Genomic DNA, 16,436 nt, shown 5'->3' on the forward strand with positions numbered 1-16,436 from the left:
CCGGGAGGCCGTCGAAGGGTGGATGAGAAATCATCCATTTCCCTGTCCGAGACTGCAGGTCTCCTTGGCGTTGGAGACTAATGGAAGGTCGTTCCGCCTTTCGCCTGCAATAGACAGAGGTGAACCGAATTTCGGCATGTGCCTGTTGGCATATGTCTGTTCGGGGCGAACTTCTGGGACAGGTCAACCGGAGCTTTCGGTTCTGTCTTGGGCGCTATCCCTTCGGGGACGGCAGAGATGGGTCGGAAGGTCCAATTGTAACCGGTCCCGCGCTCCACACTTGGAACATGGGGTCATTAGTATCGGAGACGAAACGTGGACCGATCTGGCAAAGAGAAGCTGGTCACGGAACTCCAGGAAACACTCAACGCCGCAAATCTGGTGGTAGTTACCCAGCAGAACGGTTTGAGCGTTGCCGAAGTGTCTGACCTGCGTCGCAAGATGCGGGCGGCCGGAGCCGGCTTTAAAGTCGCCAAGAATCGGCTAGCACAGCTCGCTCTGAAGGGTACCAAGCACGAAGACCTGGGGCAGTTCCTCAAGGGCCCGACGGCCATCGCCTATTCGGCGGATCCGATCGCGGCCGCAAAGGTTGCCGTGCTGTACGCCAAAAGCAACGAGAAGCTCAGCATCGTCGGGGGCTCGATGGGCACCCAGACGTTGAACGCCGACGGGATCAGGCCCTGGCCTCCTGCCGTCGCTCGATGAGCTCCGCTCGAAGCTTATCGCTCTCCTGCAGACTCCGGCCACGCGTGTGGCCACGGTCGTGCAGGCGCCTGCTGGTCAGCTGGCGCGCGTGCTTGGCGCTTATGCCCGGAAGGGTGAGGCCTGATAGGCCGATCTTGAGACCCAATAACTGAAGTTCGAACCCAACAAGACTAAAGCCTAGGAGAATAAAATGGCTGATTTGCAGAAGCTGGTTGACGAGCTCTCGAAGCTCACCGTCATGGAAGCCGCCGAGCTTTCGAAGAAGCTTGAAGAAGCTTGGGGCGTGTCGGCTGCGGCCCCCGCCGCTGCCGCTGCTGCGGCTCCCGCCGCGGCCGTCGAGGAAAAGACCGAATTCAACGTCATCCTCGTCGATGGTGGCGCCAACAAGATCAACGCGATCAAGGAAGTGCGCGCGATCACGGGTCTTGGCTTGAAAGAAGCCAAGGACCTGGTCGAAGGCGCGCCGAAGGCCGTGAAGGAAGGCGTTGGCAAGGCGGAAGCCGAAGAGCTGAAGAAGAAGCTCGAAGCTGCCGGCGCCAAGGTCGAGCTGAAGTAAGCTTCGACGCCGATTTCTGGGGTGGGGGAGCGCCGGCCGCAAGGCTCGGCGCTTCCGCGCCTCCAGAGATAAGGCGATTTTGGACGTTTTGCGATGGACGTCCGCCGGATTTGAAGCCCGGCAATAGCCATCGCAGCGGCGGCCGTCGCCGTGCCAAGGGATCGATAATTTGGATCGATCGGCGAAAGGTCCGGACTACCGGACAGGCGGCAAGAGTTTTAAGCGAGCATCGGATTTCCGCTGATCGCTAGCCCCACAGTTTGAGACGAGGGATGTCAATGTCGAAGTCGTTCACCGGCCGCAAGCGCATCCGCAAGACCTTTGGCCGTATCGCCGAGGTCACCACCATGCCGAACCTGATCGAGGTGCAGAAAAGCTCCTACGACCAGTTCCTGCAGGTTGGCGTGATTGCGGAGAAGCGTCAGAATTCCGGCCTTCAAGAAGTATTCCGGTCGGTCTTCCCGATCCGCGATTTCTCCGAGAAGGCGGAGCTGCAGTTCGTTCGCTACGAACTGGAAGAGCCGAAATACGACGTCGAGGAATGCCAGCAGCGCGGGATGACTTTCGCCGCGCCGCTCAAGGTGACGCTGCGTCTCGTCGTTTGGATCTGGATGAAGACACCGGGCGCCCGCTCAATCCGCGACATCAAGGAGCAGGATGTGTACATGGGCGATATGCCGCTCATGACGCATAGCGGCACCTTCGTCGTTGCCGGCACCGAGCGTGTCGTCGTCAGCCAGATGCACCGTTCGCCTGGCGTGTTCTTCGACCACGACAAGGGCAAGACGCATAGCAGCGGGAAGTATCTCTTCGCCGCGCGCGTCATCCCGTATCGTGGCTCGTGGCTCGATTTTGAATTCGATGCCAAGGATCTCGTTTATGTGCGCATCGATCGCCGCCGCAAGCTGCCGGCGACGACGCTGTTGCTGGCGCTGTGGAACAAGAACAGCGAAGCCAAGCTGAAGAAGGGCGAGACGCTCTCCGAGGACGACTCGCTTCGGCGGCATGTCGACCGAGGAAGTGCTGGCATTCTTCTACAAGCAGGTCGTGTTCGCCAAGACCAAGAAGGGCTGGACCACGCCGTTCGACGCCGAGCGCACCAAGGGCATCAAGCTGACCGCCGATCTGGTTGATGCGAAGACCGGCAAGGTCGTCGCTGAAGTCGGCACCAAGATGACACCGCGCCTTGCCAAGAAGCTGCAGGAAGCGGGCCTCAAGGACGCGCTGGTGACCCCGGAAGAGATCATCGGCCGCTTCTCGGCCCTTGATGTCGTCAATGAAGAGACGGGCGAGATCCTGATCGAAGCCGGTGACGAGATCAGCCAGGCGCTGCTCAAGCCGCTCGAAGATTCGACATCAAGGAAATGCCGGTGCTCGCGATCGACCACGTCAATGTCGGCCCGTATATCCGCAACACCCTCAAGGCCGACAAGAATTCGAGCCGCGAAGAAGCGCTCATTGACATCTACCGCGTCATGCGCCCTGGCGAGCCGCCCACCCTGGATACGGCGGAAGCCCTGTTCCGCGGCCTGTTCTTCGATCTCGAGCGCTATGACCCCTCTGTCGGCCGCGTGAAAATGAACGCCCGTCTGAAGCTGCGCCGATATTTCGGATCCAGGGCGCCGACGATCAGGTGCGCGTGCTCCGCAAGGAAGATATCCTCGCCATCCTCTCGGTCATGCATGACCTGAAGGACGGTCGTGGCGAAATCGACGATATCGACCATCTCGGCAACCGCCGCGTCCGCTCGGTCGGCGAATTGCTGGAGAACCAGTATCGCCTTGGCCTGCTGCGCATGGAACGCGCGATCCGCGAACGCATGAGTTCGGTCGAGATCGACACGGTCATGCCGCATGACCTGATCAACGCGAAGCCGGCGGCGGCCGCGGTGCGCGAGTTCTTCGGCTCGTCGCAGCTCAGCCAGTTCATGGACCAGACCAACCCGCTCTCGGAAATCACCCACAAGCGCCGCCTGTCGGCGCTTGGGCCGGGTGGTCTCACCCGTGAGCGCGCCGGTTTCGAAGTGCGCGACGTGCATCCGACCCATTACGGCCGCATCTGCCCGATCGAAACGCCGGAAGGTCCGAATATCGGTCTCATCAACTCATTGGCGACCTTCGCCCGCGTCAACCAGTACGGCTTCATCGAGAGCCCGTATCGCCGCGTCGAAAAGGGCAGCGTCACCGACGAGGTGATCTATCTCTCGGCGATGGAGGAGGGCAAGTACACCATCGCCCAGGCCAACGCGCAGCTCGATGCCAAGGCGGAGCTGGTCGACGATCTGATCTCCTGCCGTCAAGGCGGGGATTTCATGATGGCCCGCCGCGAAGACATCGATTTCATCGACGTGTCGCCCAAGCAGCTCGTGTCGGTAGCGGCATCGCTCATTCCGTTCCTGGAAAATGACGATGCCAACCGCGCGCTGATGGGCTCGAACATGCAGCGTCAGGCCGTGCCGCTGGTCCGCACCGAAGCGCCGCTCGTCGGCACCGGTATGGAAGGTACCGTCGCGCGCGATTCCGGCGTTGCCATCGGCGCCCGCCGCGCCGGCGTGGTCGACCAGGTCGACGCCACCCGTATCGTCATCCGCGCCACCGGAAGCATGGATCACCTCGCCGGGCGTGGATATCTACAACCTCATCAAGTACCAGCGCTCCAACCAGAACACCTGCATCAACCAGCGACCGCTGGTGAAAGTGGGTGACATGGTCAAAGGCGGGCGACATCATCGCCGACGGCCCATCGACCGAGCTGGGCGAACTGGCGCTCGGCCAGAACGTGCTCGTCGCGTTCATGCCGTGGAACGGCTACAACTTCGAAGATTCGATCCTGATCTCCGAACGCATGGTCTCGGACGACGTGTTCACCTCGATCCACATCGAGGAATTCGAAGTGATGGCCCGCGACACGAAGCTGGGCCAGGAAGAAATCACCCGCGACATTCCGAACGTCGGTGAAGAAGCGCTGAAGAACCTCGACGAAGCCGGCATCGTTTATATCGGCGCCGAAGTGCAGCCGGGCGATATTCTGGTGGGCAAGGTCACGCCGAAAGGCGAAAGCCCGATGACGCCGGAAGAAAAGCTGCTGCGCGCCATCTTCGGCGAAAAAGGCCTCCGACGTGCGCGACACGTCGCTGCGTCTGCCCCCGGGCGTGCAGGGCACCATCGTCGAAGTGCGCATCTTCTCGCGCCGCGGCATCGAAAGGACGAACGTGCGCGCTTGCGATCGAACGCGCGGAAATCGAGCGTCTTGCCAAAGACCGCGACGACGAACGCGCCATCCTGGAGCGGATCTATGGCCGCCTGAAGGAACTGCTGGTCGGCAAGCCCGCAGGCCGGTGGCCCGAAGACGCTGAAGCCGGACACCAAGATCACCGATAAGGTGCTCTCGGAGTTCACGCCGGGCCAATGGCGCCAGATCGGCATCAAGAACGACAAGCGCATGGCCGAGATCGAGGCCCTCAAGAAGCAGCTTCAACGAGGGCGTCACCGCCCTCGAGAAGCGTTTCGAAAACAAGGTCGACAAGCTGCGCCGCGGTGACGATCTGCCACCGGGCGTGCTGAAGATGGTCAAGGTGTTCGTTGCGGTGAAGCGCAAGCTGCAGCCGGGCGACAAGATGGCCGGCCGCCACGGGAACAAGGGGGTTCTCCCGCATCCTGCCGCAGGAAGACATGCCTTACCTGGAAGACGGCACTCCGGTCGACGTCGTGCTCAACCCGCTGGGCGTGCCTTCGCGCATGAACGTCGGTCAGGTGCTCGAAACCCATCTGGGCTGGGCCTGCGCCAATCTCGGCCGTCAGGTCGGTGAGATGGTCGACCAGGTGCGCATCAACGGCAAGTATGCCGAGTTGCGCAAGTCGGTGAAGCATCTACGGCGAGAAGACCTACAAGGCCGAGGATCAAGGAGCTGCCCGACGACCAGCTGATGGAGCTCGCCGGCAATCTGCGCGGTGGTGTCCATATCGCAACGCCGGTATTCGATGGCGCGCGCGAAGAGGACATCGTCGAAATGCTGACCAAGGCCGGGCTGGAAAGCTCCGGCCAGGTGACGCTGATCGACGGCCGCACCGGCGACACCTTCGACCGCAAGGTGACGGTGGGCTACATCTACATGCTGAAGCTGCACCATCTGGTCGACGACAAGATCCACGCGCGTTCGATCGGCCCGTACTCGCTCGTCACCCAGCAGCCGCTGGGTGGTAAGGCGCAGTTCGGCGGTCAGCGTTTCGGCGAAATGGAAGTCTGGGCCCTCGAGGCCTATGGCGCTGCCTACACGTTGCAGGAAATGCTGACGGTGAAGTCCGACGACGTTTCCGGTCGTACCAAGACCTACGAAGCCATCGTTCGCGGCGACGACAATTTCGAGTCCGGCATTCCGGAGAGCTTCAACGTTCTCGTGAAGGAACTCCGGTCGCTCGGCCTCAATGTCGAATTGACGCAGAACGATTACTAAATCGGATAGCTGCCCGATGCCCGACGGGTGCACCCCGTCGGGCGGGTAGCGGAAGGAGATGGCGATGAATCAAGAGCTGATGAGCGTTTTCGGACAGCCCCAGGGCCCGCAAACCTTCGATAATATCCGCATCTCGATCGCGAGCCCGGAGCGTATCCGCTCGTGGTCGTTCGGCGAGATCAAGAAACCGGAAACAATCAACTACCGGACGTTCAAGCCGGAGCGCGACGGTCTGTTCTGCGCCCGCATTTTCGGTCCGATCAAGGATTACGAATGCTTGTGCGGCAAGTACAAGCGCATGAAGTATCGCGGCATCGTCTGCGAAAAGTGCGGCGTGGAAGTGACGCTGTCGAAGGTCCGGCGCGAGCGCATGGGCCATATCGAGCTGGCCTCCCCGGTCGCCCATATCTGGTTCCTGAAGTCCTTGCCGAGCCGCATCGGTCTGCTGCTCGACATGACGCTGAAGGATCTCGAGCGCATCCTTTACTTCGAAAACTATGTCGTGATCGAGCCGGGCCTCACCCCCTTGAAGCAGCATCAGCTGCTCAATGAGGAGCAGTATCTGGACGCCCAGGATGAATATGGCCAAGACGCGTTCCAGGCCGGCATCGGCGCCGAAGCCCTGAAGGGCATGCTCTCGACCATCGATCTCGCCGAAGAGCGCGAGACGATGAAGGTCGACCTGCGCGAAACCTCGTCCGAAGCCAAGCGCAAGAAGCTGGTGAAGCGTCTGAAGCTGGTCGATGCGTTCCTCGAATCCGGCTCGAAGCCCGAGTGGATGATTATGGACGTCATTCCGGTCATTCCGCCGGAACTGCGTCCGCTGGTTCCCCTCGACGGTGGCCGCTTTGCGACGTCGGATCTCAACGATCTCTATCGTCGCGTCATCAACCGCAACAACCGCTTGAAGCGCCTCATCGAATTGAAGGCGCCGGACATCATCGTCCGCAACGAAAAGCGCATGCTGCAGGAAGCCGTCGACGCCCTGTTCGACAACGGCCGTCGTGGTCGCGTCATTACGGGTGCCAACAAGCGTCCGCTGAAGTCGCTCTCCGACATGCTGAAGGGCAAACAGGGCCGATTCCGTCAGAACCTCCTCGGCAAGCGCGTCGATTATTCGGGCCGCTCCGTGATCGTCGTCGGTCCGGAGCTCAAGCTGCACCAGTGCGGCCTGCCGAAAAAGATGGCGCTCGAGCTATTCAAGCCGTTCATCTATTCGAAGCTCGAAATCTACGGCATGGCATCGACCATCAAGGCCGCCAAGCGCATGGTCGAAAAGGAACGTCCCGAGGTTTGGGACATCCTGGAAGAGGTCATCCGCGAGCATCCGGTGATGCTGAACCGCGCGCCGACGCTGCACCGTCTCGGCATCCAGGCTTTCGAGCCGGTGCTGATCGAAGGCAAGGCGATCCAGCTGCATCCGCTGGTCTGCACGGCCTTCAACGCCGACTTCGACGGCGACCAGATGGCGGTTCACGTGCCGCTGTCGCTGGAAGCGCAGCTTGAAGCGCGCGTGCTGATGATGTCGACCAATAACATCCTCAGTCCCGCCAACGGCAAGCCTATCATCGTGCCGAGCCAGGACATTGTCCTTGGTCTTTACTACCTCACCATGGAAGGCAAGGGTGAGCCGGGCGAGGGCATGGTCATGTCCAACATCGGCGAAATCCAGCACGCGATCGAAGCCAAGGTCATCACGCTGCACACGCCGATCAAGGCGCGCTTGAAGACGGTCGACGAAACCGGTGCGCCGGTCACGCGTCTCGTCCAGACGACGCCGGGCCGCATGCTGCTGTCCGAAGTTCTGCCGCGTCATCCGAACCTGCCGTTCTCGCTGATCAACCGCGTGCTGACGAAGAAGGAGATCACCAACGTGATCGACTCCGTCTATCGTCACTGCGGCCAGAAAGAGACCGTGATCTTCGCCGATCGGATCATGGGCATGGGCTTCGCCCAGGCCTGCAAGGCGGGCATCTCCTTCGGCAAGGATGACATGATCATCCCAGAGGCGAAGAAGAAGCTCGTTGCCGACGCGCAGCAGAAGGTCAAGGAATACGAGCAGCAGTACCAGGACGGCCTCATCACTCAGGGTGAAAAGTACAACAAGGTCGTCGACGTCTGGTCGAACTGCACCGAGCGGGTCGCCGAAGAGATGATGAAAGTCATGTCCAAGGAATCGACCGGCAAGGGTATCAACTCGGTGTTCATGATGGCGCATTCCGGCGCCCGTGGTTCGGCTGCGCAGATCAAGCAGCTCGCCGGCATGCGCGGCCTGATGGCCAAGCCGTCCGGTGAAATCATCGAAACGCCGATCATTGCGAACTTCAAGGAAGGCCTCTCGGTGCTCGAGTACTTCAACTCGACCCACGGTGCCCGCAAAGGTCTGGCTGACACTGCCTTGAAGACCGCGAACTCGGGTTACCTCACGCGTCGTCTGGTCGACGTCGCGCAGGACGCGATCATCACCACGATCGATTGCGGCACCACGACGGGCCTCACCGTGAAGGCGGTCATCGAAGGCGGTGAAACCATCGCGGCACTCAGCGAGCGCATCCTCGGCCGTACGGTTGCGGCCGGATGTGAAGGATCCGCTCTCGGGTCGTGTCATTGCCGCCCGTGGCGTGCTCATCGACGAGCCGATGGCCGACGAGATCGAGCGCGCGGGCGTCGACACTGTGAAGATCCGTTCGGTCCTCACCTGCGATACCAAGACCAGCGTGTGCGCAGCCTGCTATGGCCGCGACCTTGCGCGTGGTACGCCGGTCAACATCGGTGAAGCCATCGGTGTCATCGCGGCGCAGTCGATCGGTGAACCGGGTACGCAGCTTACAATGCGTACCTTCCACATCGGTGGTGCGGCGCAGCGCGGTGCCGAACAGTCGGCGATTGAAGCGACCTATAATGGCGAAGTGCAGGTGAAGAACCGTAACATCGTCATGAACAGCGACGGCATCCCAGTCGTGATGGGCCGCAATTGCGAAATAGTCCTGGTCGACGACCAGGGCCGTGAGCGCGCCCGTCACCGCGTGCCCTATGGCGCCAAGCTGATCCAGGATCATGGTCAGAAGGTCACCAAGGGTCAGAAGCTCGCCGAATGGGACCCCTACACGCTGCCGATCATCACGGAAAAGAAGGCATCGTGAACTACATCGACCTGGTCGAAGGCCTGTCGATGCGCGAAGTGGTCGACGAGACCACGGGTATCTCGAGCCGCGTCGTGGTCGATTGGAAGCAGCAGCCGCGTGGTGCGGATCTGCGTCCGCGCGTCACGCTGCGCGACGAGAAGGGGAATGTCATCACGCTGCCGAACGGTATCGAGGCACGCTACTTCATGTCGGTCGACGCCATTCTGTCGGTCGATAACGGTGCGCATGTCCGCGCCGGCGACGTGTTGGCCCGCATCCCGCGCGAAAGTTCGAAGACCCGTGACATCACCGGCGGTCTGCCGCGCGTCGCGGAACTGTTTGAAGCCCGCAAGCCCAAGGATTACGCGATCATCAGCGAGAGTGCCGGTCGCGTCGAGTTCGGCAAGGATTACAAGGCCAAGCGCCGCATCGTCGTCGTGTCGGACGATGCCAGCGTAGAGCCGGTCGAGTATCTGATTCCGAAGGGCAAGCATATCTCGGTGCAGGAAGGCGATTACGTGCAGAAGGGCGACCTTCTCATGGATGGCAGCCCCGTGCCGCATGACATCCTCAACGTGCTCGGCATTGAGGCCCTGGCGTCCTATCTCATCAACGAGATCCAGGAGGTCTATCGTTTGCAGGGCGTGAAGATCAACGACAAGCATATCGAAGTGATCGTTCGCCAGATGCTACAGAAGGTCGAGGTCGGCGATCCTGGTGACACCACCTTCCTCGCGGGCGAGCAGATCGACCGTACGGAACTGGATACCGAGAACGAAAAGGTCCTGAAAGAAGGCGGTCGCCTCGCGACGGCGAAGCCGGTGCTGCTGGGCATCACCAAGGCGAGCTTGCAGACCCGTTCGTTTATCTCGGCAGCCTCGTTCCAGGAAACCACACGCGTCCTCACGGAGGCCGCGGTTTCTGGTCGCGTCGACAATCTGATCGGCCTCAAGGAGAACGTGATCGTTGGTCGCTTGATCCCGGCCGGTACCGGTTCGGTCATGGCCCGCTTGAAGCAGGTTGCCGCCTCGCGCGACAAGGAGCTCCAGGCTGCCCAGGACCGGAAGCCGGCGATTACCGATCAGTCGCCCAAGGCGGAAGTTGCCTAACGGCGCTTCCACGTTGCGATAGGCTCGTAAGAAGGGCCCCGTTGCTTCGGCAACGGGGCCCTTCTTGTGTCAGGGATGCCAGCGACCATCGTAACGTTGCGGGAAGGTGAGCGTCACGGTCGTGCCCAGGTTGGGCGCGCTGCAGATGGAGAGATGCCCGCCGATCAGGTGCAGGAAGGCGCTGCAGAGCGCAAAGCCGCCATTGTTGATGTGCTGGTTGGTATCGAGCGCTGTCTGCAGGGTCTTCAACTGCTCGGTCGAGAAGCCGGGGCCGTTATCTGTCACGGTCATCAGCACCTGACGAACATCGCTATCGTCATTGGCCTCGATCGATGCGGCTATCTCGACTTTGCCACCGAACCGGTTGTAGGTGATCGCATTGTCGACCACATGGCCGATCATTTTTTCGAGCGTGTCGTCGTCGAGTACAACAGGGATGCTACCGCGTCGCAGATTGTGCGTCATGCGGATCCCCTGGATCGCCGCAGCGGCCGCGTAATGCTCCATGACACGTTCGACGATCTCACCCAGATCGGCCATCCGAGTATGGGCCAGGGCCATGCGGCCTTCGAGCCGGGTCACGTCGATGATGCGTTCAACCACATCGGCCAATTGCCGACCGCTTTTGCAGATATCCGCGGCATAGGTCTGGTAGAGCTTGATGCCGAGAGGGCCGAACATCTCGTCACGCATCACCTCGGCAAAGCCGATGGCGGCGGCGAGCGGGGTGCGCAGTTCATGAGAGAGCTGGCTGAGAAATTCCAGCTTGGCCACGTTGGCCCGTTCGGCACTCTCCTTTGCCGTAGTGAGGGCAACTTCGTTGTGCTTGCGATGCGTGATATCGCGCAGGGCCGCGACGACGACGGACTTGCCTTCCTGGTTCACGACGGCCGAGGTGATTTCGATCGGCAGGCTGCTGCCGTTGAGCTTGTGGGCGATGGTCTCAATCGGTGTGCCGTCGCCGACTAAGAGGGCCGAGATGAGCCTTTCGATGGAAGGCCTTTCGCCAGGGGCGGAAAGACCCTCAAGGAAGGCGCCGATATGGGCCCCCGTCATCAATCTGGCGTGGCAGCTGAACATATCTGCCGCACGTTGGTTCACGCTGAGGATGGTCCCGTTGGGCTGCAGACTGAGGAGGGGGTCCGGCGATATGCCAATATCGACAGATGCTGCCTCGACATGAGATCCGGCGGAGGACGCGAGGGATCTGATAGAGGTGGGCTCTGTGACGATCACGTCCAGAGGCTGGAAGACGCGGGACGGATTCTGTGGCTTGTGGTTGGTCAAGCTACGTGTCCTCCCACCGGCATGAAATCGGCTTCGCGCCAGTTCCCGCCAGTTGTTTGGACCACTGCTTTGCCCCAGCGGCCATCGCCCCTGCTGATAATCATTGGTGAGTTTGTGGAATGGCGCAAGGGACTATCGCAGCCGCCAGGGCGGGTCGAGCTGCTGCCGCACCATCAAATATTTAGAATCAGAGTTTTAGGGCGTTGTTTGTCGGCAAAAATCTTGCTTCGGCGGGGTTGAAGATGGTCCTAGGGGGTGGTGTGGCAGCGGGGTTCCGGCTATAGGAACCGCATGTCGGAGATCTTCATCGCATTGGCCGGGGTTCCGGCCGGCATATGGCTTTATATGCTGCTGTTCCGGGGGGCCTTCTGGCGTGAGCGGCCGGACGCTTCTTCGCCAGCCGCAGATGCCTGCGGTTCATCGGCACCCGAGATCGCGGTCATCGTGCCGGCACGGGATGAGGCCGGGGTCGTGGGTGACGTCGTCCGTGCGCTTCTTGGACAAAATTATACAGGCCCGGTGACTGTCGTCCTGGTCGACGATAACAGCGCCGACGGGACGGGCCATGAGGCGACCGAGGCCGCACGGGCGGCTATCGCAGCCGGTTCTCCGCATCGCTTCCGCCTCGTCGCCGGCAAAAAACTGGCCGCCGGCTGGACCGGCAAGTTATGGGCGGTTCACCAGGGTCTGGCCGAGGCGCAGCGCGTGGCGCCCAAGGCAAAGTATGTGCTGTTGACCGATGCAGATATCCTGCATGCGCCGGACAGCCTCATATCGCTGGTGGCACGGGCGGAGCGGGGACGGTTCAAGCTCGTCTCGCTGATGGCGCGGTTGCGCACGGATACCTTCGCCGAGAAGGCGCTGATCCCTGCCTATATCTTCTTCTTCCAGAAACTCTATCCCTTTGCCTGGGTGTGCGATCCTAAGCACAAGCTCGGCGCTGCTGCCGGTGGCTGCATGCTGGTCCGGGCATCGGCGCTGAAGGAGATCGGCGGCATCGCCGCCATCCGTGGTGCGCTGATAGATGATTGTGCGTTAGGCCGCGCCATCAAGAAGACGGGACCAATCTGGCTCGGCCTGGCCGGCAATGTCTCATCCTTGCGCGGCTATCCGGCCTGGAGCGATATCTGGAACCTCATCGCACGCTCGGCCTTCACCCAGCTAAACCATTCGACCCTGTTGTTGATCGGATCGGTGCTGGGCATGGTGCTGACCTATCTGCTGCCGCCGCTGCTCACGATCAGCAGCGATCCCGGCATCCGGCCGCTCGGCATCATCGCCTGGGCCATGATGGTCTTTGCCTATCTGCCCACGCTCGCCAATTACCAGCGCTCGCCGTTGTGGGCGCCATTCCTGCCGCTGGTTGCCGGCTACTATACGCTGGCGACGATTGCCTCGGCCTGGCGCTATTGGCGCGGCAAAGGCGGACAATGGAAGGGTCGGGCACAGGCCGAGAATGTGAAGCATGCCAAGGGTGGCCACGACGCCAAGGGGGCTGCGTGAGTACCGCCGGCGAGATCGCGACGCCATCGGGCAAGAACGCCAGCACCGAGAATTTCCCGGTCGGCTCGGCGCTGATCCGTGCCGATCTGCGACCCCATGTGCATGCCTTTTATCGCTTCGCGCGCATGGGTGACGATATCGCCGATAATCCCACATTGTCGCCCGACGAGAAAGTGGCGCGGCTGGATATGATGCAAGCAGCGCTGCTGGATCCGGTGCGCGAGGATATTCCGGCGGCGTCGGATCTGCGCCGGTCGCTCGCGACAACCCACGTGGCGCCGATCAATTCCACCGAACTTCTGGTCGCCTTCCGCATGGATGCGACCAAGCAACGCTATGCGAGCTGGGACGAGCTGATGACCTTGCCGCTATTCGGCAGCGCCGGTCGGCCGCCAGTTGCTGGACCTCCACGGCGAACCGGCTGCAGCGCGCGGTCCTCCGACGCGCTCTGCGCGGCACTTCAGGTCATCAACCATCTGCAGGATTGCGGTGTCGACTATCTGGAGATGGACCGGGTCTATGTGCCGCAGGATTATCTGTCTGCGGCCGGCGCCGATACGCGGCATCTCTCCGGGAAGGCGGCCAGCGCTGGTTTGCGCAAATGCCTCAACGAACTCCTCGACAGGACGGAGGTGCTGATGATTGAGGCGCGCCGCCTGCCGGGGCAGCTGAAGGATTTCCGCCTGCGGGCCGAATCTGCCACGATCGTGCGCCTGGCCGACAAGATGATCGCGCAATTGCGCCGGCATGATCCGCTGGCCGAACGGGTCAAACCAACCAAGCTGTTCTTTGCGACGGCGCTGATCGAAGGTGTGCTGTGGTCCCTGGTGGCGAAGAAACGATGACGAGCGGCACGCAAGAAATCGCCGACAAGGTCAAGGCCTCGGGCACCTCCTTCTATTCGGCGATGCGACTTCTGCCGGAAGCGCGGCGCGAGGCGATGTTCGCCATCTATGCCTTCTGCCGCGAGGTCGACGATATCGCCGATGAGGAAGCGCCGCAGCCGGATAAGCAGCTGCGCCTCGCGGCATGGCGCACGGAGATCGACCGCCTTTATGATGGTCAGCCGGGCTGGCCGATCTCGCTGGCGCTGCTGACTCCCATGCGCGAGTTCAAATTGCGGCGCGAGGATTTCCTGGCGGTGATCGACGGCATGGAGATGGATGCCACCGATACGATCCAGGCGCCCGACATGGCGACACTCGATCTCTATTGCGACCGCGTGGCGTCGGCGGTAGGGCGGCTTTCCGTGCGGGCCTTTGGTGCCACGGAACCAGTTGCCGACGAAGTCGCCTATCATCTTGGCCGGGCGCTGCAACTGACCAATATCCTGCGTGATATCGACGAGGATGCCGTTCGCGGCCGGCTCTACCTGCCGCGCGAATTGTTGAAGAAGCACGGGGTCGACAACGACGATCTCGAGGTGATCCGGCATCATCCGCAATTGCGCCTGGTGTGCCGAGACCTCGCTGCCGTCGCCAAGGAGCATTTCGCCAAGGCCGACGCGGCCATGCGGCAATGTGCCAAGGGTCCGATGCGGCCGGCGCGGATCATGGGTGCGGTCTATGGCGCGCTGCTCGATCGCCTGATCGCCTGGGACTGGCGCGACTTCACCACGGAAATCAAGGTGCCGAAATGGCGCAAGATCTGGCTGGCGATCCGCTATGGCTTCCTCTGAACGCGTCCATGTCATCGGCGCGGGCCTTGCCGGGCTTGCCGCTGCGACGCGGCTGGTGCGTGCCGGCTGGCAGGTAACGCTCTATGAGGCGGCGCAGCAGGCCGGCGGCCGCTGCCGCTCCTATGATGACGCGGAGCTTGGCTGCCGCATCGACAATGGCAATCACCTGGTGGTGAGCGGCAATCTAGCCGCCATGGCCTATATTTCGGAAATCGGCGCGCAGGGTACGTTCACCACGCAGGACAAGGCGATCTTTCCCTTCGTCGATCTTGCGACCAATGAACGCTGGCAGGTGCGGCCGACCGAGGGACAGATTCCCTGGTGGCTGCTGGTGCCGAGCCGCCGCGTGAAGGGCACGTCGCTGCTCGACTATCTCGATGCCGAGCGCCTCGCGCGGGCCAGCGAGAATGCGGTGGTGACGGATATCCTCGATACAAGCAAGGTCGCCTATCGCCGGCTGTGGGCGCCGCTCTGTGTGGCAGCGCTCAATACCGAGCCGGAGCAGGCGTCGGCAAAACTGCTGGGCCGCCTGTTTCGCGACACGTTCGGACAAGGTGGTGCCGCCCTGCATCCGCTCATGCCGCATCAGGGCCTGTCGGAGAGCCTGGTCGAGCCAGCCCTCGCGCAGCTTCAGGCGAAGGGTGCCGAGATTCTCTATGGCCATCGCTTGCGCGGTCTGCGTTTCGCCGATGATCAAATCGTTGGCCTCGATTTCGGCAAGACGCAGATCCCGCTTGAGCCCGGTGAGCAGGTCGTACTCGCCGTTACAGCGCCGGTCGCCACGGATCTGCTGCCGGGCCTCTCAGCGCCCGACAGTTTCCGTGGCATCGTGAATGCTCATTTCAAGCTCGACCTCGACAGACGCGATCAGCGCTTCCTGGGCGTGGTCGGCGGTCTTGCCGAATGGATCTTCGTGAAGCCGGGCATTGTCTCCACCACCAGTTCGGCGGCCGAGGCCTCGATCGATCTGCCGGCCGATGAGCTTGCGCGCCTTCTGTGGTCCGATGTGGCTGCGGCCCTGTCGCTTGGCTCGATGCCGATGCCGATTGTGCGGGTGGTGAAGGAAAAGCGCGCGACCTTTGCTGCGACGCCAGCACAGCTGAGGCGCCGGCCCGGCGCCAAGACAGTGTGGCGCAATCTCGCTTTGGCAGGTGATTGGACCGACACCGGCTGGCCAGCCACGATTGAAGGCGCCATCCAATCCGGATTCACCGCCGCGGCGGCCCTCAGCCAATGAGCTTTCAAAAACTGTCCGAGCTCGGTTCCGCCGAGCGCAAGGCGGTGGTCGACCTGCTTGGTCCTGACAAGGTTCTCTCTTTCTATTGGCATTCCGGCGAAGCGGATCTTGCGCGCGGTATCGACAACCGCCTGGTGCGCCGCTGTGGCGAGGGGCAGGGTGTCATCATCGGCGCCTGCTTCGGTGACCTTGCCGTGTTTTCGCCTTATGGCGAGATTGCGGATGCGGATATCGTCGCGTGCACGCAGTGGGGTGGTGCCGTTGAGATCCACGCACCGCAGGGTGACGAGGAACGCTATCGAAATCTGATCGGCCAGCGCCTGGTCCAGGCCCGCGAGATGCTGGTCTATGGCCTCGAGCTCTCGCCTGTAACGGATGTCCGGACAGACTATCGTCGCCTGAGCCCGGCAGATCTGAACGTCGTCTCGGCATTCTATCGCACGCATTATCCGGAGACGGCGTTCGCCCCCTATATGCTGGAGATGCCCTTCATCGGCATTTTCGAGAATGAAGCGCTAGTCGCCAGCGCGGGCACGCTGGCGCGCAGCGACGAACAGCGGACGGCGTTGATCGGGCATTTCCTGACGGCACCGGCTGCTCGTGGCCGAGGGCTTGCCAAGGCAAGCGGCAGGGCCTTGCTGCAGACATTGGGGCAGATGGGTTATCATTGGGCCTACCTTACCACCACGCTTGAAAATGGGCCCGCCAACACCGTCTATCAGCAGCTTGGATTCAGGGTCGTGGATCGGCGTATCCAGTTTGATTTAAAGCCTTGAATTCACG

The 16,436-nt window shown here is 61.8% G+C and carries 7 protein-coding genes and 3 pseudogenes; 9 read left to right on the forward strand and 1 reads right to left on the reverse strand.

What is annotated here, in order from left to right:
• The first annotated feature begins 315 nt into the window (after positions 1-315).
• From rplJ to rpoC, 4 genes and pseudogenes are all read left to right on the forward strand, one after another.
• A pseudogene (gene rplJ / locus IPK59_01560) lies at positions 316-829 on the forward strand (50S ribosomal protein L10).
• 66 nt (positions 830-895) lie between these two features.
• Positions 896-1,261, forward strand: a complete 366-nt coding sequence (rplL, locus tag IPK59_01565) for a 50S ribosomal protein L7/L12 (GenBank protein ID MBK8157530.1) — start codon at positions 896-898, stop codon at positions 1,259-1,261.
• Between the two features lie 272 nt (positions 1,262-1,533).
• A pseudogene (gene rpoB, locus IPK59_01570) lies at positions 1,534-5,714 on the forward strand (DNA-directed RNA polymerase subunit beta).
• A gap of 64 nt (positions 5,715-5,778) precedes the next feature.
• Positions 5,779-9,948: pseudogene (rpoC, locus tag IPK59_01575) on the forward strand (DNA-directed RNA polymerase subunit beta').
• 69 nt (positions 9,949-10,017) lie between these two features.
• Here rpoC and IPK59_01580 read toward each other — a convergent pair.
• The gene (locus IPK59_01580) at positions 10,018-11,235 is read right to left on the reverse strand and encodes a PAS domain-containing sensor histidine kinase (protein ID MBK8157531.1); all 1,218 of its coding nucleotides are present in this window, start codon (positions 11,233-11,235) and stop codon (positions 10,018-10,020) included.
• A 291-nt stretch (positions 11,236-11,526) separates the two neighbouring features.
• On the opposite strand from IPK59_01580, the gene IPK59_01585 reads away from it, so the two are divergent.
• The 5 genes from IPK59_01585 to IPK59_01605 are packed head-to-tail and all read left to right on the forward strand — an operon-like array spanning position 11,527 to position 16,429.
• On the forward strand, positions 11,527-12,738 hold the full coding sequence (locus IPK59_01585; protein MBK8157532.1) for a glycosyltransferase: 1,212 nt from the start codon (positions 11,527-11,529) through the stop codon (positions 12,736-12,738).
• Positions 12,735-13,583 (forward strand): squalene/phytoene synthase family protein, encoded by an 849-nt coding sequence (locus IPK59_01590; GenBank protein MBK8157533.1) that lies wholly within the window; start codon positions 12,735-12,737, stop codon positions 13,581-13,583. The genes IPK59_01585 and IPK59_01590 overlap by 4 nt, the downstream gene beginning before the upstream one ends.
• On the forward strand, positions 13,580-14,416 hold the full coding sequence (gene hpnD / locus IPK59_01595) for a presqualene diphosphate synthase HpnD (GenBank protein MBK8157534.1): 837 nt from the start codon (positions 13,580-13,582) through the stop codon (positions 14,414-14,416). The genes IPK59_01590 and hpnD overlap by 4 nt, the downstream gene beginning before the upstream one ends.
• Positions 14,403-15,653, forward strand: coding sequence for an FAD-dependent oxidoreductase (locus IPK59_01600; GenBank protein MBK8157535.1), 1,251 nt, complete (start codon positions 14,403-14,405; stop codon positions 15,651-15,653). Before hpnD ends, IPK59_01600 begins: the two co-directional genes overlap by 14 nt.
• On the forward strand, positions 15,650-16,429 hold the full coding sequence (locus IPK59_01605; protein MBK8157536.1) for a GNAT family N-acetyltransferase: 780 nt from the start codon (positions 15,650-15,652) through the stop codon (positions 16,427-16,429). Before IPK59_01600 ends, IPK59_01605 begins: the two co-directional genes overlap by 4 nt.
• Positions 16,430-16,436: the final 7 nt, after the last annotated feature.

This window comes from Rhodospirillaceae bacterium (assembly GCA_016712715.1).
In the GTDB taxonomy this organism is placed as follows: domain Bacteria; phylum Pseudomonadota; class Alphaproteobacteria; order Dongiales; family Dongiaceae; genus Dongia.